Genomic DNA, 25,536 nt, shown 5'->3' with positions numbered 1-25,536 from the left:
ATTTATTAGTGGTATGATAGTTGTATATTAGACTATCTTTAATTAAAAGAACAATAATGACTTATTTGAAAAATGCATTTTTATTAGTTTTTCTTATTACAAATTCGGTTTGTGTTTCTGCTCAAAGTAATTTTGAAAAGATGGGGATGCAGGCATGGATGAAGGGTGATTTTAAAGGGGCTATAATTCAGCTTGAAAAAGCAGATGCCGCAGATCCAAACAAAGAGAATATATTGAAGACATTGGGCTATTGCTATTTTCAAGTTAGCGATTTTGAAAATGCAATTAGCATTTATAGCAAGTTGATTGCGCTTAAGCCAGCTGATTATTCGGCTTATTATTATAGAGGTAAAGCAAGGTTGAACATTGCAAATGCACCGAAACAAGCTTTAAGTCAATTGAGAGAGAATTTTTATATTTCGGCTATAAAGGATTTTTCTAAAGCAATAGAGATTAATGGCGATGAAGATATTCAGATTTTACAAAATAGGGGTATTGCCTATAAAGATTATGCCATATTTAAGTCGTATAAGATTAGGAAATCGGCCGAAAAAACAGCCTGTTTGGCCGTATTTAATAATTCTATTGCCGATTTTCAGAAAGTTTTAACCGTTCAGCCCCTTCGCAAAGACATTATTGATTTAATGGAATATGTAAAAGCCCAGGTAACGAGTTTAAAATAGCTATCCTTATCGACTAACCGACCTCAATAAACCATACTAAAACTTTCCGATCATAACATACTTTTTCTCTTTAAGTAATCTGATTTTCTGAGTTTTTTTGATTTCGTATAAACTATCTGGAAAATAAGTTAAAGAATCTGAAGAATGATAAAGAAGGTTATCGGTCATCCCTATCACTTGTATCCACTTTATCTTCTGATTCAGATAATGTATTGCTATTTTTTTGATAGGGATTTTCTCGTTTGTGGTCGTATAAAGCTCGTTATCCCTATCTTTTTTAACGGTATATGAACCTCTCCACGATGCCTTATTAATATCTGAAGCAATGAAACTGCTAAGTTCATTTTTAAAGTCTTTAATTTTAACTATTTTTTGTTCTGCTATGCCATTAATTGCAACCGATTTGTCAATTGGCAATTGGAGTTGGTTTAACCGGTTTGCTTCCGTTTCGAAATAGCCTTTAATGTTAAAATAAGCGTCTGATTGCGGTTTATTTTGCTCGTTTGCTGTGCACGAACTTAAAATTAAAATTAAGAGCCCTATACTAACTAACCTCATTATACCAAGCAATTTCCAGTCATAATTTCCGGGATTTTAATACCCATAATTTTTAAAATTGTTGGAGCAATGTCGCCTAGTTTCCCATCAGCAATGCTCTTGTAATCGCTATCAATCAAAATACACGGAACAAGGTTGGTGGTATGTGCGGTATTTACAGAACCATCGGCATTGATCATGAATTCAGAATTGCCATGATCTGCCAAAATGATAAAGGAATATCCATTCGCGATACCCGTTTTAACCACTTGTTCGGCATTATAATCAGCTGCTTCGACTGCTTTAATAACCGCGTTAAATACACCAGTATGCCCCACCATGTCGGGATTTGCGAAGTTGAGACACACAAAATCTGGCCAACCTGCTTTTAGTTCTTGATTTATGGCTGCCGTTATACCTGCGGCACTCATTTCTGGTTGCAGATCGTAGGTGGCAACTTTCGGTGAAGGAATTAATATTCTTTTCTCATTTTCAAATTCTTTTTCTCTTCCGCCAGAAAAAAAGAAAGTTACATGTGGATATTTTTCTGTTTCGGCAATCCTAATTTGCTTTTTATGATTAGCTTCGAGCACTTCGCCTAAGGTTTGAGAAAGGTCATCTTTGGTAAATACTACCTTTACACGCTCAAAATTTTCATCATAGGTAGTCATCGTTACATAATATAGTGATAACTTTTTCATGCCAAAATCAGGGTAGTCGTTCTGACTTAAAGCGGCTGTTATTTCACGTCCTCGATCTGTTCTGTAATTGAAGCAGATAACCACATCATCTTCTTTTATGGTTGCGATTGGATTACCTTCATTATTTACTACGACAATTGGTTTCATAAACTCGTCGGTAATCCCTTCGTTATATGAGTTTTGTATTTCAGTTGCAGGATTTATTGCTTTTAAACCAACACCATTCACCATCACATCATAAGCCAATTTTACACGCTCCCAACGGCTATCTCTATCCATGGCATAGTATCGGCCTATCAAACTAGCAATTCTCCCTGTCGAGCTCTTGAGGTGTTCAGAAAGGTCGTTGATATAACCTAAACCCGCATTTGGGTCTGTATCTCTGCCATCTAAAAAGGCGTGGATAAAAACTTCTTGTAAGTTGTTTTCCTTTGCGGCATCGCATAAGGCTTTTAAGTGGTTTATGTGAGCATGAACACCTCCATCAGAGACTAATCCAATAAAATGTACGGCTTTCTTGTTTTTTTTGGCGTATTGAAAAGCATTTACCAAAACTTCATTTTGATGAAAACTATGATCTTTAATAGCCTTATTAATGCGTCCTAATTCTTGATAAACAATTCTCCCGGCACCTAAGTTCATGTGGCCAACTTCTGAATTACCCATTTGTCCGGAAGGTAATCCAACTTCTTCGCCAGAAGCAGCGAGTTTACAATTGGGATAGGTCCTTAGCATTGAGTCGAAAAAAGGGGTGTTTGCCATATAAGCAGCATCTGTTGCGTCTTTTTTGCCATATCCCCAGCCGTCGAGAATTAAGAGTACGAGTTTTTTGTTGTTCATAATTATAAATTATTAAAACAAATATAAGGCTATTGATGTTTAAGTGCAGTACTTTATTGAATAAGATTTATTATGGCATAATTTTAGCTGCATTAATCGTGATTTAACACGTCATGATGAAACCGCTACTTTTCGTATTTTTCATATTCTTTTATTTTCCTGCTAATAGTGGCATACAAGCTGATATTTTAGAAGATTTGGCTGTACAATTTAAAAATGGAAACTCGAAAGAAATTGCCAAAAATTTCTCATCGTCTGTAGAACTACTCATTATTGAACAAGAAGATGTATACAGTAAAGCACAGGCCGAACAAATTTTAAAAGATTTTTTTGTTAAAAATCCACCAATTAAGACTTCAATTGTTCATGCAGTAAATAGCAATCCAAAATATAGATATGGGGTTATTTCTCTTCAAACCAAGAATTCAAAATTTAGGGTTAATGTAACCTTAATGCTTCATAAAACTTCTAATGTTTTCTTAATCACCGAATTGAGAATAGAAAAGGATTGAGTTTAGCATTTTATGGCTTAATTTTTTAATTTTGTAGCTTAAATTAAATGCTTTGGATAAAAAACTAGTTGATCTATTTATCAAAAATGCCATTGCCGAAGATGTTGGCGATGGAGATCATACATCATTATCGACCATACCCTTAGGTACACAAGGTAAAGCCCAGTTAATTGTTAAAGATGCCGGAATTTTAGCTGGCGTTGAACTTGCAATAGAAATTTTTAATCAAATAGATTCTAAATTAGTAGTTACTACATATATTCAGGATGGCAGTGCGGTAAAAGTAGGAGATATTGTGCTTACCGTACAGGGAAGTACACATTCGATATTATTGTCTGAACGGCTAGTGCTTAATTGTATGCAGCGAATGAGTGGAATTGCCACCAAGACCAATCGTATTGTTAACTTGCTGGCACCTTATCAAACTAAAGTTTTAGACACACGTAAAACTACACCCGGCTTACGCTATTTGGAAAAATGGGCAGTTAAAATTGGAGGAGGGGTAAATCATAGAATGGGGTTGTACGATATGATTTTGATTAAAGATAATCATGTTGATTATGCAGGTGGTATTGCTAATGCAATAGAGGCAGCAAATCAATATTTGGTTAAAACAGGCATGGCTTTAGCGATTGAAATTGAGGTAAGAAATCTAGACGAACTTAAACAAGTACTTTCCGTTGGCAATGTTCAACGAATTATGCTCGATAATTTTGAATTACCACTATTAAAAGAAGCGGTACGGCTTGTTAATGGGAAATTTATAACGGAAGCTTCAGGTGGTATTGTTGAAGGTAATGTTGCTGATTATGCAGCATGTGGGGTGGATTATATTTCTATGGGTGCTTTAACACATTCGGTTAAAAGCTTAGATTTAAGTTTAAAAGCATGCTAATCACAAAATTCTAAGCTGTTGAATCTTATTTTTTTAGTATTATTGTAGGTCTATGATTTCGATCTATTCCATTTCAGCCTTAATTGTTGCTTATCTTTTTGGTTCTATTCCTACAGCGGTTTGGCTCGGTCAGGCATTTTATGGTGTCGACGTTAGGGAATATGGGAGTGGAAATGCAGGTGCTACCAATACATTTAGAGTACTGGGGAAAAAAGCAGGAATATCTGTAATGCTAATCGATATTTTTAAGGGCTATACAGCAACTAAACTGGCTTATTTTATCGGTTTATCGGTAACTGGGGCTGCAAATTCAACTCAATTTGTGAATTACGAGCTTGCATTAGGGTTAATTGCCGTAATGGGTCATTTATTTCCAATTTTTGCAGGTTTTAGAGGTGGGAAAGGCGTAGCGACACTTTTTGGGATGATTTTAGCAGTTAACCCTACTGCCGCAATGTTGTGTGTGCTTGTGTTTGTTACGGTATTAATTACAACTAAATATGTATCTCTTAGTTCCATTTGTGCGGGTTTTACCTTTCCAATAGTAACTGTATTTATACTCCAATCGTCTATTAAATCTGAAGTTTTATATGGGTTTTGTGTATGCCTGCTCATTTTAGTTACCCACCAGAAAAACCTAGAGCGCTTATTAAAAGGCAAAGAATCTAAAGTTTACCTATTTAAAAAGAAACAAAACTAAAAGTTCTTTGTTAAGTCTTTAAATTTAAGATCTCTCATTCATAAAATTTACCGAAATGAAAAAATTAATAACTATAGGCCTAGCTAGTATTACTTTAGCACTAGCCTCTTGTTCAACTTCTGTAGTACCGTTAACGGGTCGTAAAGTTACCACATTTGGTGTAAGTGCTGCCGATTTAGAACAACAAGCTGCTATTGGTTACTCTCAATTTTTGAGTGATCCACAGACCAAAGTAGTTACAAACTCGATCGAAACGCAAAGGGTAAAACGTGTAGGCGCTAATATCGCTGCTGCTGTTACCAAATACATGAATGACAATGGATATGGAGAACAAATAAAAAATTACAGGTGGGAATTCAATTTAATCCAAAGTTCGGAGATAAATGCTTGGTGTATGCCAGGGGGTAAAGTTGCTGTTTATACGGGAATTTTACCTGTTACTAAAGATGATGCCGGCTTGGCAACAGTAATGGGGCATGAAATAGCGCATGCAATTGCTCAACACTCTGTTGAGCGAGCATCAACCATGTTAAAAGCACAACTAGGCGGTGCTGTAGTTGGGGTTGCTACAAGTGGTAGATCTGAGGCAACTCAAAATACCGTTAATCAGTTATTTGGAATTGGTGCGCAAGCAGGTTATATATTGCCTAATTCACGTAATCAAGAATTAGAAGCAGATCGTTTAGGTTTATCGTTTATGGCGATGGCGGGTTATAATCCACAAACTGCAGTTGCTTTTTGGCAGCGGATGGCGGCGGCAAGTGAAGGATCATCAAAACCACCTGAATTTTTAAGTACTCACCCTGCCGACGATACAAGGATTGCTAGAATACAGCGGGCTTTACCAGAGGCGATGAAGTATTATAAAGGAAGATAAGTTAATTAGCTAATTGGCAAATGTGCTGATTAGCTAATTTAATACTTTCAAAATCGCAGATGCTTTTAAAAGGCATTCCTCATATTCTTCTTCCGCGTTAGCTGCATAGGTAATAGCACCACCAACTTGAAAAGATAAATAGTTGTTAGTTGCATTATATAAAATGCTGCGGATGATTACATTGAAATCGAAATCCCCATTGGGATTAATACAACCAAATGAACCAGAGAAAGCACCTCGTTTACTTTGCTCATACTGATCGATCAGTTGCATTGCCTTTATCTTTGGAGCCCCTGTCATCGAACCCATAGGGAAGGTATTTTTAATGGCATCGATAAAATGTACTTCGGGATTTAATTCGCAACTTATCGTTGAAATCATTTGATGAACTTGTGGGAAGGTATAAATTCCAAAGAGCTCATTCACCTTAACACTACCTTTTACAGCACTTTTGGTTAAATCGTTGCGAACTAAATCCACAATCATAACATTTTCAGCTTGTTCTTTGGCGCTCGACTTTAAATCAGCTTTGATTTTTTCGTCTTCAATCGTGTTTCCACTTCGTTTAGCCGTACCTTTTATGGGTTGAGAAACCAACTTGTTTCCACGTTTGCATAAGAAACGTTCTGGAGTAGCCGATAAAATAAATTTATCATAAATCTTAAAAAAACCAGCAAATGGTGTTGGAGATATAGTATTTAAGGATTGATAAACTGCTATTGGGTTAATAATTGCATGCTCTGCGAAAAATTCCTGACAAAAATTAATCTCATAGATATCACCTCGCTTAATATGTTCCTGCAATTGTTTAACGGTGGAGATGTAATCGTTCCTATTAAAACGGCTTTCGAGGGTTAAATTAGTTTTTACAGTAGAAAAATCAATTTTTGTATGATAGATCGTGTTAAGCACTGATTCATCGCCAATTAGCACCATTATTTTTTCATTTTTAATGGCTAAGAGATAGGTAGGGACAAAGAAGAATAAATCTGGGAAATCTAATTTATCTGTATGTATTGAAATTAATTGTTCAATTTCGTTTTTAAGTTCGTAGCTAAATAAGCCAAAAATCCAATTTTTATGTTTTTCATAGAAATTTCGTAGTGCCTGAAATGAATCTCCATTTGTAATACGTAGTTCGTCTTTTGCTCCAACTGCAATTAAGTAATCGTACTGTGTGTAAGGGTCGGTGTATTGATTTGAATCGAGACAGCAACAAACGGAATAGGTATTCGCCCATTGCAATGCCTTTTGTTTGATAATACTCGATTTTTGTGTATTCATATTACGTGCCAAAGGTAAATAACTAAGTGTAATTACCCTCCAAAAATCCCATCTAAAAGTTGATGGATTTGGGCCTTATTCAAAGGTTTTGAAATATAATCTGTAAAACCTGCTTTCTTGATCTGTTCTTTATCTTCTGATGAAGAATAAGCAGTATTGGCAATTATGGGCATATTTAAGTTTGATTTTCTAATGCTGTCAAACGCGTCAAAGCCATTCATAACCGGCATTTTAATGTCCATAAATACAAGGTCTATCTCTGGATTAGCTTCGCATATTTCAACAGCTTCCTTCCCATTTGTTGCCCTTATGATGCTGTAATTTTTTAATTGTAAAATCCTCTCCAATAATAAAAAATTGATATCGTCGTCTTCTGCAATTAAAATGGTTTCATTTCCTTTGCCAATGCCTTTTTGAGCTTGTTTTAATTTAATATTTTCTTCTGTTGGCTCTTCGTATTTTAAGGGAATGGTGAATGAAAAAATCGAGCCCTTGCCTGGTGTTGATGTTACCGATACGGTGCCACCAAGTAATTCGACATAGGCTTTAGTTATGGACAGCCCTAAACCTAACCCGCTAATGGCAATAGTAAAGTCGTCTTCAATCCGTCTGAAACGATCGAATATTATTTTTTGGTTATCTTCATCAATGCCTAATCCCGTATCTTCGACCCAAATCTTAACACTTTCTTGTATCTCATCTACCGTATAACCAACGGTAACATACCCTTTATTTGTGAATTTAATAGCATTTGTAATTAAATTCGTTAAAATCTGTTTAAATTTAATTTCGTCGGTAAGGATATTTTTCTCGAGGGTCTTTTGATTTTTTTGAATGGTAAAACTAACTTCCTTTTCTTCAGGTATGGTTATTTTAATAGACGAATAGAGTTCTGAAATGCATTTATCTAGGTTAATGGATTTATAATTCGGTACAATTTGCAAGGAATCGATTTTCGACATTTCAATTAAATCTTCAATAATGCCAATTAAATTACTCCCACTATTCCTGATTATTTTTAGGTAATTTGCTTTTTCCGCTTCGTTTAGTGTTCCATCCCTTAATAGATCACTAAAACCCATGATTGCATTCATGGGCGTTCTAATTTCGTGAGATAAATTGGCTAAAAATGACGATTTAAGTTTATCGCTTTCTTCGGCCTTTTCTTTAGCTATAACCAATTGCTTGCGTTGATTATTGTTTTCTTCGAAGAGATTTCCAATATGACCGAATTCATCTCTCGACTTTTTTAAACTAGAAATAGATTTTTCGTCTTTTCTCTCCAGAATGTTTGTAATCAATTTAATGGGCCAATACACCCATTTTTTGTAATAGTATAGGTATATTAAGAGGTTTAATAGGGTTGCAATAACTATTATATTTAGAATTTTTTTGGTATTACTGAAATTTAAGGTAAAAGAACGGGTAAATTGTAAGTCGGCAATATTTTCATTCTTCCAATTATTTAAATTTAGATTTACACTTATCAAGTTTCTGTCTTCATTCTGTACCGGGTCTTTCTGCACAATGGTGATGGTAGAACTACTTATTTCTTCAAGGTTTTTAATGAAATCTTTATCTACCAGTCGCATCATGATAAAATAACCTGCTGGTGGATATTTATTTCGTTTAGGGTCGTCGGTAGGGTGGATCGTAGCGCCATACACTTCTGCTATTCCTTCTGGAACTTTCAAGTAAAATTTCATAATCTTTTCTTTATAAAGACTTTGAAATGCTTCTTTTGGGATAAAATTCCCACTGTTAACTTTGGGGGTAGCTGTTTTCGAAATTAATTGATTGTTTAGGTCATAAACACCTAAAAAGTCTACTTGATAAGATTCAAATTCACTTTCGATAAACTCCTTGTACCAGCTCTGGTCTTTAGTTTTTGTAAATTCAACAAGTTCTGTCCAAAAGCTAACATAATAGTTTGAAGAGTTATGCGATTTAGCATTTAATTGAAATATTGAGTTAATTTCGTTCTCATATTCCATTAAAGTTGATTTATAAACAGCTTTTTCTTGCTTTAAAGTGTAAAAGTATAGCGAACCGTAAAGGATAAAAAATAATGCGCTTGTGCCTATAATCAATACCAGTAATCTATAGTAAGTATTTAGGCTTGAGAGGATCCGCATTAATTTAGTTTTAGAGAATAAATATAGTGGATAAATAGCATTTAAATCAAAAAATCCTCCGACTTTTAGTCGGAGGATTTTTTTTATAAGGTTAAGGTTTGCGTTCGGTCGGGTCCAACCGAAAGAAATTTAATTGGAACTTCTAATTCCTTTTCCAAAAAGGAAATATAATTAACTAGCTGACTAGGGATTTCAGCTATAGTTGTTATTTTAGTTAAATCTGTTTTCCAACCCTCAATGGCTTTTAAAATAGGTTTAGGTTGGATCGAAATGATATCATACGGCATATAATCGATAATTTCTCCATTATATTCGTAGTGTGTGCAAGCATAAATGGTGTCAAAACTATCTAATACATCGGCTTTCATCATGATCAGATCGGTTACACCGTTTAGCATTATCGCATACTTTAAAGCAGGTAAGTCAATCCACCCGCATCTACGAGCTCTTCCTGTTGTAGCACCAAACTCGTGGCCAATTTGACGTAAATTTTCGCCTACTTCATTATCAAGCTCGGTTGGAAATGGCCCGCCCCCAACACGAGTACAATACGCTTTGAAAATCCCGAATACACTGCCAACCTTATTTGGGGCAATCCCTAAGCCTATGCAGGCACCAGCTGTGGTGGTATTGGATGAAGTAACAAAAGGGTAAGAACCAAAATCTACATCTAACAATGTTCCCTGAGCACCTTCTGCCAACACTTTTTTACCTTCTTTTAAATAGCCATTTACAAAATGCTCGCTATCTACATGCGGTATATTTTTAATAAATTCAATGGCATCAAAAAATGCAGCTTCTTTTTCAGCTAAATCGTATTCGAATTGGTAATGAGAAAGTATTTCTTTGTGTTTTTCTACAAGTTTAGTGTATTTCTCTCTAAAATTAGGAAGGGTGGTATCCCCAACTCTCAAACCATTACGACCGGTTTTATCCATATAGGTTGGACCGATTCCTTTTAACGTTGAACCAATTTTTCCAGCACCCATCTTTTGTTCATTGGCTGCATCTAATAATTGGTGAGTTGGTAAAATTAAGTGCGCTTTACGTGCTAGTACTAGCTTTCCAGTACGAACTGGATCATGCCCAGCTTTTTTTAAATTATCTAGTTCTCTTTTAAGAATAATTGGGTCGATTACAACACCATTACCGATTAAATTCATGATATTTTCATTGAAAATACCCGATGGAATGGTATTTAATACGAATTTTTTACCATCAAACTCTAAAGTGTGCCCTGCGTTCGGACCTCCTTGAAAACGAGCTATCATATCGTAATGTGGACTTAGTACGTCAACAATTTTCCCTTTTCCTTCGTCGCCCCATTGTAGGCCTAGTAGTACGTCTACTTGCGTCATTATTTTAAATTATAGAAATAGATTATTAATTAGTTAGCATGTTGTTTTTGGGCAGCTGCCGATTTTATAGTCGCTGCGGCACTGCAATCGAAGCAAATCCCATATAGGTTTAGCGAGTGGTGTTTAATGTCGAATTTTAATAAATCGCCTACCATGCTTTGAATTTGATGGATACGTGGGTCGCAAAATTCGACTACTTTTCCACAATCGATACAAATTACATGGTCGTGCTGGTGATAACCATACGATTTTTCGAATTGTGCCATGTTCTTGCCAAACTGGTGCTTAGTAACCAAATCACAAGAAACAAGTAATTCTAAGGTGTTATAAACTGTAGCCCTACTTACACGGTACTTTTGGTTTTTCATGTGGATGTATAGGGTTTCCACATCAAAATGATCATTCCTTGAATAAATTTCTTCCAAAATAGCGAAACGTTCAGGCGTTTTCCTCAGGTTTTTGTTCTCGAGATAGGCTTCAAAAATTTTTCTGACCAACTCATTGGTATTCTGTCCAGACATAGTGTTAAACTCCTCTTCAAAGGTATAGAAATGATTACACAGATTAAAGGGATTGCTCCGATTAATATTAACATCGTGCAAATATTGTTAATAAATAAATCCAGAATAAAGCCTGCAGCTTTCAGGCCAAAAATTACGCATCAAATCGGGTTACACCAGTAACACCTTTAACTTCTAGTAAATTTACGATCAATTCGTCTAAATGTTCTTTATCATTAACGAATACTTTAATTGATCCATCAAAAATTCCATCATTAGTATCAACCGTGATCGAACGCATGTTTACTTTAAAATCATTAGAAATTACTTTGGTAATATTATTGATTAGGCCAACATCGTCAATACCCACAATATGTAGACCAGTTAAGAAAGTAAGTTCTTGTTGGCGGTTCCATTTGGCTTTAACAATTCTATACCCATAATTTGCCATCAGCTGTGCTGCATTCGGACAATTGGTGCGATGGATTTTGATACCCTCATTAACCGTAACGAAACCAAATACATCATCGCCCGGAATGGGATTACAACACACTGCTAAAGTATAATCTATTTTTTGCAGGTCTTCTCCGATTAATAAAATATCTGATTCAGGACCTTTAACTTTATTTAATAAGGCTTCGATATGCTGGCCATCGTTCGTTTTATAATCTGAGCCACGGTTTTCGACTTCTTTTTCGCTTGTTAGGTATTCTCTTAAGTCTTTAAGCTCAATTTTTCCATTTGCAACCCCAATAAATAGGTCTTGAGTTGATTGAAGCTTAAAAAAATAGGTTAATTTGTTTAAATTATCTGTATTATAAGTTATTTTTAATGATTTTAGCTTACGTTCGAGTGTTTCTTTTCCGTTTTCAGCAATTTTTCTCTTTTCTTCTTTTAAGGAAGATTTTATCTTCGATTTTGCTTTTGCCGTTACGACAATGTTAAGCCAATCTTCCTTTGGTACCTGTTTTCCAGAGGTAATGATTTCTACTTGATCGCCGTTTTGTAATTTATAAGAAAGGGGAACTAGCTTATGATTAACTTTTGCACCGATACAGCGAGCCCCGACATCGGTATGGATTTCGAAAGCAAAATCGAGTGCAGTTGCACCTAATGGCAGTTGGAGCAAAGCTCCTTTTGGGGTGAAAATAAAAATCTCATCAGAAAAAAGGTTCATTTTAAAATCATCCAAGAAGTCTAGCGCATTGGCTTCTGGATTACTTAGCATTTCTCGAACTTTCAGAATCCATTGATCTAGGCCATTATCATTACTTGATTCTTTATATTTCCAATGAGCGGCAAAGCCTTTTTCAGCAATTTCATTCATCCGTTGCGTACGAATTTGAACCTCTACCCACTGTCCTTTTGGCCCCATAACTGTGGTATGCAGTGATTCGTATCCATTTCCTTTTGGCGACGACACCCAGTCGCGCAAACGATCTGGGTTTGGACGATACAAGTCGGTAACAATCGAATAGGCTTTCCAGCAATCTGCTTTTTCTTTTTCAGGAGCACTATCTAATATAATTCGAATGGCAAAAAGATCATATACCTCTTCAAAAGGAATGTTCTTTTTCTTCATTTTATTCCATATAGAATGGATAGACTTTGGTCTGCCGTACACACTTGCAACCAAACCCTGTTCTAGTAAAATTTCATTAATTGGCTCAACAAAGGTTCGAATAAATAAATTACGCTCGGCCTTTTTCTCATTCAGTTGCGTTGCGATATATTTATAGGTGTCGGGCTCTAGGTATTTCATCGAAAGATCTTCAAGTTCCGATTTAATAGCGTATAAACCTAGTCGGTGAGCTAATGGGGCATATAGATAAATGGTCTCAGAAGCAATTTTAAGTTGTTTTTGCCTCGGCATAAAATCCATGGTTCTCATATTATGCAATCGATCGGCCAGTTTAATTAAAATTACCCTTACATCATCGGCCAAGGTGAGGAGCATTTTTCTAAAATTTTCGGCTTGTAACGAGCTATTGTAGTCGAATACCCCCGAAATTTTAGTCAACCCATCGATAATCCTAGCTGTTTTTTTACCAAATTCACGCTCAATATCGTCTAATGTAATGTCTGTATCCTCTACTACATCGTGCAATAATGCACAAACAATAGACGTTGTACCTAAGCCAATTTCCTCGGCAGCAATTTGAGCAACAGCAATCGGGTGATAAATGTAGGGTTCTCCAGATTTACGGCGCATGTCTTTATGGCTTTCTAAGGCCATTTCGAACGCTTTTCTGATCTCTTTTTTATCTCCTTTTTGTAATGTAGATTTTGATGCACGTAGCAACGCTCGATATCTTTTTAAGATTTCTTGCTTCTCTGCTTCTAAATCAATCACTAAAGTTGTCTTCATTTGTTTTTATTAGGTAAAAAATGTAGTAAATTAGGTAATAAAAGATTATATTCGAATGTAGTTAAACGAATATATAAAATTAGCTTTAACTTTGTAAAGGCATAAATTTATGAAATTTTCTAAACTCTTTATTCTGTTTATTGTCATCATTGCAAGCAGCAAGCTAGGTGCACAAGAGAATATGTCGAATGTAAAGGCAATTTATCCGGTACTTGGAAAGAATGATACGGTGCGCGTATTGGCAACCAATGAAAATGGCTATATGATACCTTGGTTTATACTAAAGGAAGTTGTTATTGTTGGCGTTAGAACATTTAAATCTGCAGAAGACCAGGCTGCTTTTAATAGATTACGCTATAATGTTTTAAAAGTAATGCCTTATGCGCTATATGCAAAGAATAGGTACGAGCAATTGGAAAGAGATTTGGCGATTACCGTAGATAGAAAATCACAAAAGAAATTGGTGAAACAATGTGATGATGAGATTAAGAAAATGTTTAACACAGAAATAAAAGAGTTAACCATTACTCAAGGTCAGATATTAACTAAATTAATCAATAGAGAAGTTGGTAGAACAACCTACGATATCGTAAAAGAAACTAAAGGCGGTTTTGCTGCATTTTCGTACCAGTTAATAGCACGAGTAGTTGGGCATAATCTTAAGAGCACCTATAGTGCTACCGAAGACAGAGACATTGAAGCTATCATTGTTAACTCTGGTTATTATCAATAATCCATAAATGAATTCTGATCAAACAATATATCCATTTAAACTTAAATTATTAAATGGGAAGGACCAAACATTGTCTGCCTATTCAGGTAAAGTAGTATTAATTGTAAATATAGCCAGTGGCTGTGGCTTTACGCCTCAGTTAAAAGAATTACAGGACTTAAGGGCCGAGTTTGCCGATCAGGGTTTTGAGGTGTTGGGTTTTCCATCAAACGATTTTGGCAATCAAGAACCCTTAGATGGGGATGAAATCAGCGAATTTTGTGAAATAAACTATGGAGTGCAGTTTCCAGTTTTTGAAAAGATTATGGTAAGAGGAGAAGCGGCTCATCCACTCTTTAAATTTCTTATGGATAAAAAGTTAAATGGGCAATTCAATTCTACGCCAAGGTGGAATTTCCATAAATATTTAATTAATAGGAAAGGTGAGGTGGTCGATTATTTTTACCCGTTTACGAAACCCGGTTCATCAAGAATTAAAAAGAAAATTCAACGCTTATTATGAACCGTACATGTTAAAATCATCATTAATTATATCTAGGGATATCTTTATTTTAATATGTAAAGGAACATCTGAAAATTAAGAACAAAATAAAAATAGATGAAATTAGATATACTTGTGTTTGCGGTTCATCCAGATGATGCTGAATTAGGCTGTTCGGGAACGATTTTGAAACATATTGCAGAAGGAAAGAAAGTTGGCATTGTAGATTTTACGAGAGGCGAATTGGGTACGCGTGGTACTGCCGAAACGCGGGATGAAGAAGCGAAAGAATCTGCTGCAATTTTAGGCTTACATGCTCGTGAAAACTTGCGTTTTAAGGATGGATTTTTTAAGAATGACGAAGAACATCAACTTGAAGTGATTAAAATGGTACGTAAGTATCAGCCAGAAATTATATTAACCAATGCTTTGCACGATCGTCATCCCGACCACGGTAGAGCAGGGGATTTAGCTAATGATGCGATTTTTCTTTCAGGATTATTAAAAATCGAAACCTATCTTGATGGCGTAAAACAACATGCCTGGCGACCTCGATTAATTCTTCAATACATTCAGGATCGGTACATCAAACCAGATATTATTATCGATATTTCTGAATTTATCGAGCAAAAAACGGCCTGTATCAGAGCCTTTAAAACACAATTTGATAGTCAAGACTCCAGCGAGCCACAAACCTACATTTCTTCCCCAGAATTTTTAGAAGCGGTAATTGGCCGTTCTCGGGAGTTCGGAAAAAGTATTGGCACTAAATATGGTGAAGGATTTACCTCTAGGAAGCTCTTGGGTGTAGAAAATTTGTTTAGCTTGTTGTAGTCGGGTAGTTGGGTAATCGATGTGAAATTGGGAATGCAAGTTCTTAAGAATAAAGCAATATAAAAATAGTACGTTAGGTCTTTCGTGCCAAACCCTTTCGGACTAACAAAACCCCATATTCTTTGTTATAACTTAAATTAACAGTTATGGCAAATCTATTCTCTTCTCTTAAAAGTGTATATCAGCTTTTTAAGCATATCGACTTTAATCAGCTCGAAGCTTTATCGAAAAAAGTAAACTTGCCCAAAATGGTAGAAACCATCTCTTTACTAGATGATAAACAGCTAAATGGGATGATGAAGATGATCGATAAAGGTGAAAAAAGAAGAGAATTACCCCCAATTGAAGGCGATTTTTACCACCTAGGTGATGAAGCTTTGAAAGATGAAGATCGAGAATTGCAATTGAAAGTTAGAGTTTTCCTAGAGAAAGAGATTAAACCTATAGTAAATGAATATTGGCTGAAAGCAGAATTTCCTTATCATATAATTCCTAAGATTGCCGAACTTAATATCTGTGGACTAACCTACAAAGGCTATGGATGTCCAGGTAAATCAAATTTAATGGAAGGCATTTTAGCTATGGAAATGGCAAGGATTGATACTTCAATCTCTACTTTTTTTGGTGTTCAAAGTGGCCTGGCTATGGGTTCAATTTATTTGTGTGGTTCAGAAGAGCAAAAACAACAGTGGTTGCCAGCGATGCAAAAATTTAAACTAATTGGCGCATTTGGGTTAACAGAACCAGAGGTGGGTTCGGCTGCAGCGGGTGGATTAACGACAACCTGTAAACGATTAGGGGAAAAGTGGATTTTAAATGGTCAGAAAAAATGGATTGGCAACGCCACTTTTGCTGATGTAACTATCATTTGGGCTCGAGATTTGGACGATGGAGAAGTAAAGGGTTTTTTAGTGCGGAAAGGAACATCAGGTTTTAATGTTGAGAAAATGATGGATAAAATGGCCCTACGCATTGTTCAAAACGGCTTAATTACGCTAAGCAATTGTGAGGTAGAAGAAATGGATCGCTTACAACATGCTAATTCGTTTAAAGATACGGCCAAAGTATTAAAAATGACGAGGGCCGGAGTAGCGTGGCAGGCCGTTGGTTGTGCCAGGGGTGCTTATGAAGAAGCATTGAAATATACACAGACACGAAAACAATTTGGCAGACCAATTGCTTCATTTCAGTTAATTCAAAATCATTTGGTAGAAATGCTTTCTAACTTAACCGCCATGCAAACCTTGTGCTTTAGATTATCACAATTACAAGATCAAGGCCTATTAACCGATGAGCATGCTTCGTTAGCAAAGGTATTTTGTTCATTGCGCACGCGCGATGTGGTTAGTAAGGCAAGGGAAGTAATGGGGGGTAATGGTATTTTACTTGAGTATAATGTAGCTCGTTTTGTTGCCGATGCAGAAGCGATTTATTCGTATGAGGGAACGAAAGAAATTAACACCCTTATTGTTGGACGAGCAATCACTGGGTTTTCTGCTTTTGTTTAACTATTTTTAACGTATGATTTTACGTTATTCTTTCCTTATTTTCTTGTTATGTATTGGTTTTTCGAGCGTTGCTCAGAAAGAACTGATTAAAATTGACCCTGCTAAACCAGAAATTGGTCAAACCCTAACCATTAGTTTTAATGCTAAAAACAAAGTAGTAGCCCCAATATTAGTTTTTAGCTACAGTAATTTTTTTGAGATGCCAAATAGTTTACCGCTTCAGCTAAATGGCGAGCAATGGCAAACCTCTTTCCTTGTACCCCGATATGCAAAGTACGCTTCGTTTTACATTAAGCAAGGCGATAGTATTTATCGGCCAGATTCCAAAAATCATTACGAAATTGTATTTTACAAGCAAGATAAACCTGTATTTGATACCTATTTATATAAATCGTATAGTTTAGCGGCCCAAATGGGTAGAACCGCCGACTCGCTGAAAATAAAAACCAACCAATTTATTGAGAAAGAAATAGAATTATACCCAAACAACTATGCGGCAAAATTAAAATTGTTAGCTAATAAAATGGCTGATGATAAGGCAAATGCTTCTAGCTATTTAAGAGAGGGTTTAGCATTGGTGGATAAGAAACTGCAAGAAAACCCAACTCAAATGGGAAATATTAACCAGGTTACCATGGGATATTTAATTCTAGGGCAAAATGCATTGATTGATACCTTAAGAGATATGCTTTTAAAGAAATACCCGAAATCGGAAGTAGCATATGAATTTTTATATGAACAGGCTTATAAAACAAAGAATGAGGCAGAGAAAATTAAGAAGTTAGAGAATTTATTAGGCTATCAAACTGAGGGAGAGAGTTCAAGCCTATCTGGTATTCATCAAAATCTTTTCGAGTATTATGCGAAGCAAAAAAACGAGCATAAAGCATTGTTGCATGCACGCGGAGTGGCTTCGGTTAAAAACCCTTGGCTAGCGAAAGAATTAAAAGAGTTGGCAAGTACATTAACTGTAAATGGCTTAGCACTCGATTCCGCTAGAATGTATGCAGAAAGGGCGTTAAGCATGGTAAATGATTACCCATTTGGAGTAATCAGATATTTTCCAGAATACAATTATATTCCCGGTTATGTAGCCAATAGGCCTGCCTTAATAGAAGAGCAAAAAGGAGAGATTTTATCGATAATTGGCAATATTTACGTTAGGCAAAAAAAATATGCTTTAGCTGAAAAAACCTTAACAGAATCAATGGCATTGTCGAAAAATATCGAGGTTTATCATAATTTGGCTTATTTATATGAACAAACGAATAGGCCAAAATTGGCTTTTGATGCTTATCGGAAGATTCTATTGAAAATGCCTGTCGACTCGTTGATGGTGCAAAATTTTAGGCGAACCTATATAAGCTACACCGGCAAAGCTGATGGATTTGACCAACAATTGCTATCCCTACAACACGATTGGGAGAAGGATAATCTGCCAAAATTGCAAAGCTCGAAAGTAAATGAAGCAGCACCAATTTTCACGAACGTGTACGATATGCAAGGGAAATTAGTAGACCCTACCTTATTAAAGGGAAAAGTAGTCGTGCTCGATTTTTGGGCCACTTGGTGTGTTCCCTGCATTGAAGGATTTCCATATATGCAAAAGGTATATGACCAATATAAAAGCAATCCAAATATTGTATTTATGATTATGAACTCAGGTTCGAAAAATACTTTGCAAGATGCGATCGCATGGGTAAAGCAGAATAAATTTACTTTCCCAATTTATTATAATGATAGAAAACTGGCTGAAGCGTTTAATGTAACCACAATTCCATCAACCTTTATCATCGATAAAGCAGGGATTATTCAGTATAAAACGGTTGGCTTTGAAGGGCCGATTATGCAGCCGAAATTGGCTTTGGAAATTAAAGATTTGTTGGAGCGTTAAGTACAGCGTTTTGCGTAAAGCCCTTCTTTTTACCACCTTAGACACCTTAGAAAACTCCAGACTAAGGTGTGCCAAGGTAATCTAAGGTGGTGAGAAAAAATTTAGCTAATCTAAGATGGTAAAAAAACGTTATAACGTCGGCAATATTTTCTCCATTACCTCTATTCCCAAATCGATATGTTGTTTTTCGATGCATAAGGCCGGACGGAAACGGATGGTTTGATTTCCACAACCTAAGAACATCACATTGTTTTCTATTCCTTTTTGGATAAATGCATTTCGCATTTCTTTGGTTGGGAAATCGAAAGCGGTTAATAAACCTCGACCACGAACATTACTCATTTTATCATATTTCTGAGCTAAATCACTCAGTTTTGAAGTTAAATATCCTCCAACGTTAGCTGCATTGTCGCACAGCTGATCTTCGGCTACAATTTGTAAAATTTGAGTTGAACGTACCATATCAACCAAATTACCGCCCCATGTAGAATTAATTCTTGAGGGTACATTAAACACATTGGTTTCAATTTCGTCTACCTTATTCCCTACTAGAATTCCACATACCTGCATTTTTTTCCCAAAAGCAACAATATCTGGTTGCGCTTTTTCACTAAAATGTTGATGGCACCAAAATTTTCCGGTTAAACCTACACCAGTTTGTACCTCGTCGTATATTAAGAAAGCTTCGTTTTCATCCGCCAGTTGGCGAAGTTGAATTAAGAATTCTTCGCGCAAGTGATTATCGCCCCCTTCAGATTGAATAGGTTCGATAATGATGGCGCAAATCTCGTCTTTATAGTCCGCAAAAGCTTTTTTGATTTGAGCAATTGAGGTTTCTTCAGTTTGTATAGCGTGAGTTAAATTATCGCCGATTAAAGGAAATTTAACTTGAGGTATGCTCACCCTTGGCCAATCGAATTTTGCAAACCATTTAGTTTTATCGGGTAAAGTATTGGTTAAACTAAGGGTATATCCTGTTCTACCGTGAAAGGCCTTTTCGAAATGCAAAACTTTAAAGCCTTTTTCTTCATTATAGCCTTTGGCGAAGTTTTTTTGAACTTTCCAATCCATCGCAACCTTAATGGCATTTTCTACCGCTAATGCGCCTCCAGCAATAAAAAATGCATGAGGTAGATATGAAGGGATGCCAACCTTAGAAAATGTAGCTACAAATTCGGCATACTGTTGAGTATACACATCTGAGTTTGATGGGTTTGCCATTGCAGCCAAGAGAAGATTTTTTTTAAAGTTTTCATCATTAACCATTTTTGGGTGATTATAGCCTAAGGGCACGGATGCAAAACATGTGAAAAAATCTAACAGTTTACGGTTATATTTCGAATCGTAAATATAAGCGCCTTCACTTTTTTCCATATCGTAAGTGAGGTCGAAACCGTCGGCCAAAATATGTTGTTCTAAAGTTTGGTTTACCTGATCTGGAGCGATGCTAAGTTGGTACATGAATTTTAAGTTTTGGTATCTTCAAAAATAGTAAAAAGTGCCTAATTTTCCAATTTAAGCACTATTTTAATAAAAGAAGCAAAATCTAGGTTTAAACGTTTTAAAGTATGTTTTTGAAAATAATTAGCTAAATTTTTCGAAAATGTTGAAAAAAAATAGGTCCGTGCTGTCACGAACCTAAGCTGATTTTGTGCAAATCGAGTGATTTTATGGTGTGCCTGCCCTTCACGGATCACCCGTTCACAGGACTTTTTTATCATTGTTATTTATGATAACAAGCTAAGTATTTGTTGGTTTTAATTTGCGTAAAACTTTTGCACAAACTGTGGAAAATGTAGGTAAAGAAATGTCTAAATAGGGTCTACTTAATCAACGCGTTATATAAGAGGGTTGAACTCAATTTGCGGATATCATTTTTTCCACTTGTATATTTGGGGTCGCATCCATTTGTAATAACTACGATGCCAAATTTTTCTTTCGGATCAAAAAACATGGAACTAAATAGTCCATAAGCAGAACCCGTATGGCCTTTCAATAATTTTCCCTGTATAAAAGTGCTGTCTTCTCGAATTGCCAACCCATAACTTTCTTCGTCTGACACTTTAGTTTGCATTAATTTTGAGCTCTTTTTAGAAATAATCCTTTTGTTGTTGTATTTGCCATAATTCATGTGCATGGTCATGTATTTTGCAAGATCTGTCGCCGAAATTTTCATTCCTCCAGTTGGCGAAAAAATAGGAGTGCTGTAGCCTAACACATAATTACTAATTTCTTCGGTTCGTGGAGCATAGGCAAGAGGAGACGGCATGAATTTTTTTAAGTTTGAATTGTATTCATAAAGCGTTACAAAGCGATCTTGCTGGAGCGATTCGACCCAGTAGCCGCCGTATAGTCCCAGCGGACTTAATATTTGTTTTTTTACATAACCATCGAACCGTTGGCCTGTTATTTTTTCTATTACCGTACCAATCATGTTAAAATTGAGATTGCAGTACATATATCCCTTGCCTGGTTCGTAATTGTTGTAGCATTTCTCCCAATTTTTCCCCTTTTCGGGATTAATTACATCTAGATTAAAATAACCTTCGCTATCGTTAATGCTCGAGGTATGGGACAGTACCATTTTTAGCGTGATTACGGTTTCTGGGAATTTTGGATTTCTAACTTTAAAGCCAACTAATTTACTAAAATCGTCTGTTAAGGCTAATTTTTTGGCTTCGGCAAGCTGCATAATTGTAGTCGCAGAAAACGATTTTGAGATAGAAGCAATTCTAAAAATATCACTATCACTTAGCGGGATATTTTTTTCTAAATCTTTATAACCAAAGGAGTGGGTGTAAATGAGTTTTCCTTTTTTTACCACAGCAACGGCTAAGCCTACGGCATTGGTTTTTTTAACAAGTTCTTGTAGTTCTGCTTCTGCTTGTGTAAACTGAGCAAAGGTGATCCCAGAGAACAGTAATAGACAAAGTGTAGAAAGTAATTTTTTTGAAATCATACGATAAATATACTTAATCATTCATCTAATTGAAAATGAAAGCTTTGATAAATTTCTAAAAAATTTGACAATTATATCGCTTTTGGTAGAAATAAAAACCTATATTTGCTAATATTTTTAGCAAATGATTGTAACTGTAGTCCCAATTTATGATTTTGAAGTTCACCCTGCCCAGCCTTTAAAAAAGGTGATGACGGCACGGTTAAAAAGGCTTTCAGAAGAGTTGCAGGCTATCCATCTAAAGGATTTGGAGTTTGTAGAGCCTTTTTTAGCTGATGTAGTAATTTATTTGTCTTATAATCCTAAATATACCGTTCGTTGGCGAATTGCGAATGATGTGCCAAAGGAGATAGAATTGATTGTTGCAGATGTTTGTGCAAGGTTAAACTATATTTTTTGGAAAACGGCGAGTTTAAATGTTTTTAAAGGCAGTGATGCCGATAAATGATTTCAACCACCTAAGTCTTTGGTTTTCGGAGGTTCCTCAGTGATAGAAACTAGCCACATAGCCTAAAATGGTGAAAAGAGTTAATTAAATAAACTTATCTTTCATTCCTAACATCCCAAGTAAGCCTCCAGTGTGAATAGCTAAAATTTTAGCATCTGTTTTAACGGCACCCTTTTTTACCAAATCGTTAATAGCATAAAACATTTTTGCTGTATAAACGGGGTCGATTAACAAACCAGTTGTTGATGTAAACGCTTTTATAAAAACAACCAATTCAGGAGTTATTTTTGCATAACCCCCAAAGTGATAGTCTGTATGTAAATGAAGTTTGCTGAGCTCTTTTTCGTAATGCTTAATTTCTTCAGCTATAAATTCACCACCTTTTAATACAGGTATAACATGTAATTCCGTAGTTAAGTCGACGCTATTTAAACCTCTCAGTAACCCCGCTGCGGTAGTACCTGTTCCAGCTGCGCAAAAAATATAATCATAGTTTACCGGAAGTTCTTTAATAATTTCGGCACAACCCCTAACTGCTTCTTCACTCGCACCACCTTCATTAATAAAATAAGCCTCATTATCATCCTTATAGTAGTGTTCGAATAGAACCTCTTTCTCACGATACTCTGCTCGATCTACAAAAATTAGGTGCATCCCAAAAAGCTTACATATCATCAGCATTTCGTTCGTTACCTGTTCTCCCCGTACAAAGGCGGTAGTTTTAAATCCATATCTAGCCCCAGCGGCGGCCGTTGCCACGAGGTGATTGGAAAAGGCACCGCCAAAGGTGACTAGGTGTTTCTTTTTCTTTGCAATGGCATTTGCTAAGATATACTTAAGTTTTCGCCATTTATTACCTGAAATGTAGGGGTCTATTAAATCATCACGTTTAACCGAAATTTGAGTTAAAGCGTCGTAACTAAATGTATGAATTGGGCTATAGATTTCCAATTATTTTCCTATTCCGAAACCAATACCGGCGTTTGCATAACTATATTGAGCCTGGGTGTATGAAGTATAAATTCTAAAAAATCCTAAATTCATTTGAAACCCGATCGTCGCTTTAAGGCCATCAATATCTTTTTTCGAATAGTTTATAGGGTCTACATAAGTTTGTTGATAATTTGGGTCGAGTGGAGTAGGAGCATCAAATTTATAACTACCTAAAGCTTTCAAATCAGACGTTGAGGTCGTGTATCCGATGCTACCGAAAGGGGTAAAAAAAGCTAATTTTTTAGAAACAATGGCTTCAACACTATAACCTGTAACTTCAACACTAACATTTTGATCGGAAACGGGCTCATCATTCACATTTAGTGGTAAGTTATATTTAAGTTTTGAATAGCCTCCTGCAATTGCGATATCTATAGGCGTAATTTTTGCTTTTTTACCCATTAACATAGGTAATAATTCTAGTTTTGTTCCAATGCCAAAAAGACTAATATCGCCAGCATCTTCACTTATTTTCACCTTTGGAACTAATCGTACCGATACGTCCATGTTTTTTAATAAACCTATAGTTAACTGTACTTGTGGTGATGGTACAACGCCAACGCCTGTTCCTTTAGGAAGCTTGAATTGACCTGTTGCAAAACCATTGCTATAAAACTCCATTTCTGCCCCTTCTGTTTCTGCTCCAAATGCAGTGGGTGCAACTGTTTTATTCGGATCTACAGGTCGAAGGCCAGTTAAATTTAAGGTGTTAACATCATATGCTTTATCAGCATTTGGAACAAAAGCAGCCGTTCCCGTAATTCGCAAATCGAAACGGAGTGGTTTTTTAGCTTTTGCAGTGTTTGTCCACCCCGAATTTAAACCGATACCTAAACCTTTAAATAAAGGGCTGATGTACGCATTAATAAGCTGAGTAGCGTCACCAGGGCCTGATTTAAACAACTCGCCTATATCTTCTTGGCAAAATGCTGGTAGTGGACATAAAAGAATTATTAAGACTTTAAGCCCGAAGCGTATTTTTTTTCTCATTTATCTAATTGGCTATCAAGGCCGAAAGTAAATCTTTCTAATCAGATAAGGAAAAAAATTAACAACAATTTTTAAGTTTTCAGTAAAAGTTTTCATAGGAGTGATTGCTTTAGGTCTGTTTATCATCAAAAAATAAGCCAAAAATTATTTTTATAGATTATCTAATTGTTAATCTTATTTTTGCGGAAGAGATAGCGCGACTTAAATGCTTATTTTTATTAAATAAATGAGTATTTCAAAAATACATCACTCTAATAAAGAATAAACTTAATGAAAAACGATAATATAGAGCAGGGAGAAGAAGAACAAGATTTATTTGAACATTTTAACATTGTTGTAGATAAAGGACAGTCGCTGTTACGAATTGATAAGTTTTTGATGCACCGTCTAGTAAATGCTTCACGTAATCGTATCCAAAATGCAATTGATGCCGGTAATGTACTTGTAAATAAAAAGGAGATAAAATCAAGTTATAAGGTTAAGCCTGCTGATGAAATTTCTATTGTGTTCGCCCATCCGCCGCGCGACACTGAGGTATATCCTGAAAATATACCCCTCGATATTGTGTATGAAGATGAAGATTTGTTAGTAGTGAATAAACCTGCAGGTATGGTGGTACACCCCGGATTTAACAATTATACGGGAACACTGGTAAATGCCCTAGCTTATCATTTCGAACAATTGCCCACTTTGCCAGGTAATGATGGTAGACCAGGATTGGTACATCGTATAGATAAAGACACTTCTGGGCTTTTGCTCATCAGCAAGAATGAAATTACCATGACCAAGCTGGCTAAACAGTTTTTCGATCATACGATAACCAGAAAATACATTGCTTTAGCTTGGGGTGATATTGAAATAGATGGAAGGATTGAGGGGTATATTGGTCGGAGCTTAAAAAACAGAATTGTGATGGACATGTACGATGATGAAGAGAAAGGGAAATGGTCGGCTACAAATTATAGTGTACTAGAACGTTTAGGTTATGTTACCTTAATAAGCTGTGAACTAGAAACGGGTCGCACACACCAAATCAGAGCACATATGCAGCATATCGGGCATCCTTTGTTTAGTGATGCTAATTATGGCGGCGATAGAATTTTAAAAGGAACTACCTTCGCAAAATATAAACAATTTGTGAATAATTGTTTTGAGATAATGCCACGTCAGGCTTTGCATGCCAAAATATTGGGATTTGTACACCCTACAACCAAGGAATATATGGAATTTGAGGCGCCTATGCCGGCCGACTTTGATGCCGTACTCACCAAATGGAGAAATTATAGCCTACAGCCACATCAATAAG

At 35.9% G+C, this 25,536-nt stretch carries 23 protein-coding genes; 12 read left to right on the top strand and 11 right to left on the bottom strand.

Translation table 11 applies throughout. The features are described 5' to 3' along the window. Positions 1-56 precede the first annotated feature (56 nt). The gene (locus WG904_RS07285; RefSeq protein ID WP_339578656.1) at positions 57-683 is read left to right on the top strand and encodes a tetratricopeptide repeat protein; all 627 of its coding nucleotides are present in this window, start codon (positions 57-59) and stop codon (positions 681-683) included. 36 nt (positions 684-719) lie between these two features. Here the strand turns inward: WG904_RS07285 and WG904_RS07280 are convergent, their stop codons facing one another. Then, a complete protein-coding gene (locus WG904_RS07280; RefSeq protein ID WP_339578655.1) occupies positions 720-1,241 on the bottom strand; it encodes a hypothetical protein in 522 nt (173 codons plus the stop codon). Next, positions 1,241-2,761, bottom strand: coding sequence for a 2,3-bisphosphoglycerate-independent phosphoglycerate mutase (gene gpmI, locus WG904_RS07275; protein WP_339578654.1), 1,521 nt, complete (start codon positions 2,759-2,761; stop codon positions 1,241-1,243). The genes WG904_RS07280 and gpmI overlap by 1 nt, the downstream gene beginning before the upstream one ends. Before the next feature lie 113 nt (positions 2,762-2,874). On the opposite strand from gpmI, the gene WG904_RS07270 reads away from it, so the two are divergent. The 4 genes from WG904_RS07270 to WG904_RS07255 are packed head-to-tail and all read left to right on the top strand — an operon-like array spanning position 2,875 to position 5,745. Next, positions 2,875-3,273 (top strand): DUF4783 domain-containing protein, encoded by a 399-nt coding sequence (locus WG904_RS07270; protein WP_339578653.1) that lies wholly within the window; start codon positions 2,875-2,877, stop codon positions 3,271-3,273. Between the two features lie 52 nt (positions 3,274-3,325). After that, positions 3,326-4,168, top strand: coding sequence for a carboxylating nicotinate-nucleotide diphosphorylase (gene nadC, locus WG904_RS07265; protein ID WP_339578652.1), 843 nt, complete (start codon positions 3,326-3,328; stop codon positions 4,166-4,168). Positions 4,169-4,220: 52 nt separating this feature from the next. Continuing rightward, on the top strand, positions 4,221-4,868 hold the full coding sequence (plsY, locus tag WG904_RS07260) for a glycerol-3-phosphate 1-O-acyltransferase PlsY (protein ID WP_339578651.1): 648 nt from the start codon (positions 4,221-4,223) through the stop codon (positions 4,866-4,868). 55 nt (positions 4,869-4,923) lie between these two features. Beyond that, positions 4,924-5,745: a M48 family metallopeptidase gene (locus WG904_RS07255; protein WP_339578650.1), complete on the top strand. Its 822-nt coding sequence runs from the start codon at positions 4,924-4,926 to the stop codon at positions 5,743-5,745. A 33-nt stretch (positions 5,746-5,778) separates the two neighbouring features. Here the strand turns inward: WG904_RS07255 and WG904_RS07250 are convergent, their stop codons facing one another. The 5 genes from WG904_RS07250 to WG904_RS07230 form a co-directional block, all read right to left on the bottom strand. Continuing rightward, positions 5,779-7,029, bottom strand: coding sequence for an anthranilate synthase component I family protein (locus WG904_RS07250; RefSeq protein WP_339578649.1), 1,251 nt, complete (start codon positions 7,027-7,029; stop codon positions 5,779-5,781). A gap of 32 nt (positions 7,030-7,061) precedes the next feature. Further along, positions 7,062-9,164, bottom strand: a complete 2,103-nt coding sequence (locus WG904_RS07245; protein ID WP_339578648.1) for a response regulator — start codon at positions 9,162-9,164, stop codon at positions 7,062-7,064. 83 nt (positions 9,165-9,247) lie between these two features. After that, entirely contained in the window at positions 9,248-10,522 is a 1,275-nt protein-coding gene (locus WG904_RS07240; protein WP_339578647.1) for an adenylosuccinate synthase, read from the bottom strand. Between the two features lie 29 nt (positions 10,523-10,551). After that, positions 10,552-11,043, bottom strand: coding sequence for a Fur family transcriptional regulator (locus tag WG904_RS07235; RefSeq protein WP_339578646.1), 492 nt, complete (start codon positions 11,041-11,043; stop codon positions 10,552-10,554). Between the two features lie 133 nt (positions 11,044-11,176). Further along, complete coding sequence (locus WG904_RS07230; RefSeq protein WP_339578645.1) at positions 11,177-13,390, bottom strand: RelA/SpoT family protein; 2,214 nt, start codon at positions 13,388-13,390, stop codon at positions 11,177-11,179. Positions 13,391-13,499: 109 nt separating this feature from the next. On the opposite strand from WG904_RS07230, the gene WG904_RS07225 reads away from it, so the two are divergent. The 5 genes from WG904_RS07225 to WG904_RS07205 all read left to right on the top strand — a co-directional run bounded on the left by WG904_RS07225 (position 13,500) and on the right by WG904_RS07205 (position 18,840). Continuing rightward, positions 13,500-14,123, top strand: coding sequence for a DUF4294 domain-containing protein (locus WG904_RS07225; RefSeq protein ID WP_339578644.1), 624 nt, complete (start codon positions 13,500-13,502; stop codon positions 14,121-14,123). A gap of 7 nt (positions 14,124-14,130) precedes the next feature. After that, positions 14,131-14,625 (top strand): glutathione peroxidase, encoded by a 495-nt coding sequence (locus WG904_RS07220; RefSeq protein WP_339578643.1) that lies wholly within the window; start codon positions 14,131-14,133, stop codon positions 14,623-14,625. A gap of 96 nt (positions 14,626-14,721) precedes the next feature. Beyond that, positions 14,722-15,438, top strand: coding sequence for a bacillithiol biosynthesis deacetylase BshB1 (gene bshB1, locus WG904_RS07215; RefSeq protein ID WP_339578642.1), 717 nt, complete (start codon positions 14,722-14,724; stop codon positions 15,436-15,438). Between the two features lie 146 nt (positions 15,439-15,584). Continuing rightward, on the top strand, positions 15,585-16,946 hold the full coding sequence (locus tag WG904_RS07210) for an acyl-CoA dehydrogenase family protein (RefSeq protein WP_339578641.1): 1,362 nt from the start codon (positions 15,585-15,587) through the stop codon (positions 16,944-16,946). A gap of 13 nt (positions 16,947-16,959) precedes the next feature. After that, positions 16,960-18,840: a redoxin domain-containing protein gene (locus WG904_RS07205; RefSeq protein WP_339578640.1), complete on the top strand. Its 1,881-nt coding sequence runs from the start codon at positions 16,960-16,962 to the stop codon at positions 18,838-18,840. Between the two features lie 129 nt (positions 18,841-18,969). Here WG904_RS07205 and lat read toward each other — a convergent pair whose 3' ends face one another. Further along, positions 18,970-20,301: an L-lysine 6-transaminase gene (gene lat / locus WG904_RS07200; protein ID WP_339578639.1), complete on the bottom strand. Its 1,332-nt coding sequence runs from the start codon at positions 20,299-20,301 to the stop codon at positions 18,970-18,972. Positions 20,302-20,662: 361 nt separating this feature from the next. Then, a complete protein-coding gene (locus WG904_RS07195) occupies positions 20,663-21,799 on the bottom strand; it encodes a serine hydrolase domain-containing protein (protein WP_339578638.1) in 1,137 nt (378 codons plus the stop codon). A 124-nt stretch (positions 21,800-21,923) separates the two neighbouring features. On the opposite strand from WG904_RS07195, the gene WG904_RS07190 reads away from it, so the two are divergent. Beyond that, positions 21,924-22,247: a hypothetical protein gene (locus WG904_RS07190; protein ID WP_339578637.1), complete on the top strand. Its 324-nt coding sequence runs from the start codon at positions 21,924-21,926 to the stop codon at positions 22,245-22,247. An 84-nt stretch (positions 22,248-22,331) separates the two neighbouring features. On the opposite strand, the gene WG904_RS07185 is transcribed toward WG904_RS07190, so the two are convergent. Together WG904_RS07185 and WG904_RS07180 are read right to left on the bottom strand one after the other, a co-directional pair. Next, positions 22,332-23,198 carry a 1-aminocyclopropane-1-carboxylate deaminase/D-cysteine desulfhydrase gene (locus tag WG904_RS07185; RefSeq protein ID WP_339578636.1) on the bottom strand — a complete coding sequence of 289 codons (867 nt, stop codon included), beginning with the start codon at positions 23,196-23,198 and terminating at the stop codon, positions 22,332-22,334. Further along, positions 23,199-24,230 (bottom strand): DUF6588 family protein, encoded by a 1,032-nt coding sequence (locus tag WG904_RS07180; RefSeq protein WP_339578635.1) that lies wholly within the window; start codon positions 24,228-24,230, stop codon positions 23,199-23,201. Between the two features lie 270 nt (positions 24,231-24,500). On the opposite strand from WG904_RS07180, the gene WG904_RS07175 reads away from it, so the two are divergent. Beyond that, the gene (locus WG904_RS07175; RefSeq protein ID WP_339578634.1) at positions 24,501-25,535 is read left to right on the top strand and encodes an RluA family pseudouridine synthase; all 1,035 of its coding nucleotides are present in this window, start codon (positions 24,501-24,503) and stop codon (positions 25,533-25,535) included. Position 25,536 lies beyond the last annotated feature (1 nt).

Origin of the sequence: Pedobacter anseongensis (assembly GCF_037482965.1) — a bacterium.
GTDB lineage: Bacteria > Bacteroidota > Bacteroidia > Sphingobacteriales > Sphingobacteriaceae > Pedobacter > Pedobacter anseongensis.
The sequence above is the reverse complement of the archived record's forward strand: the minus strand, read 5'-3'. Positions and strand labels throughout refer to the sequence as shown.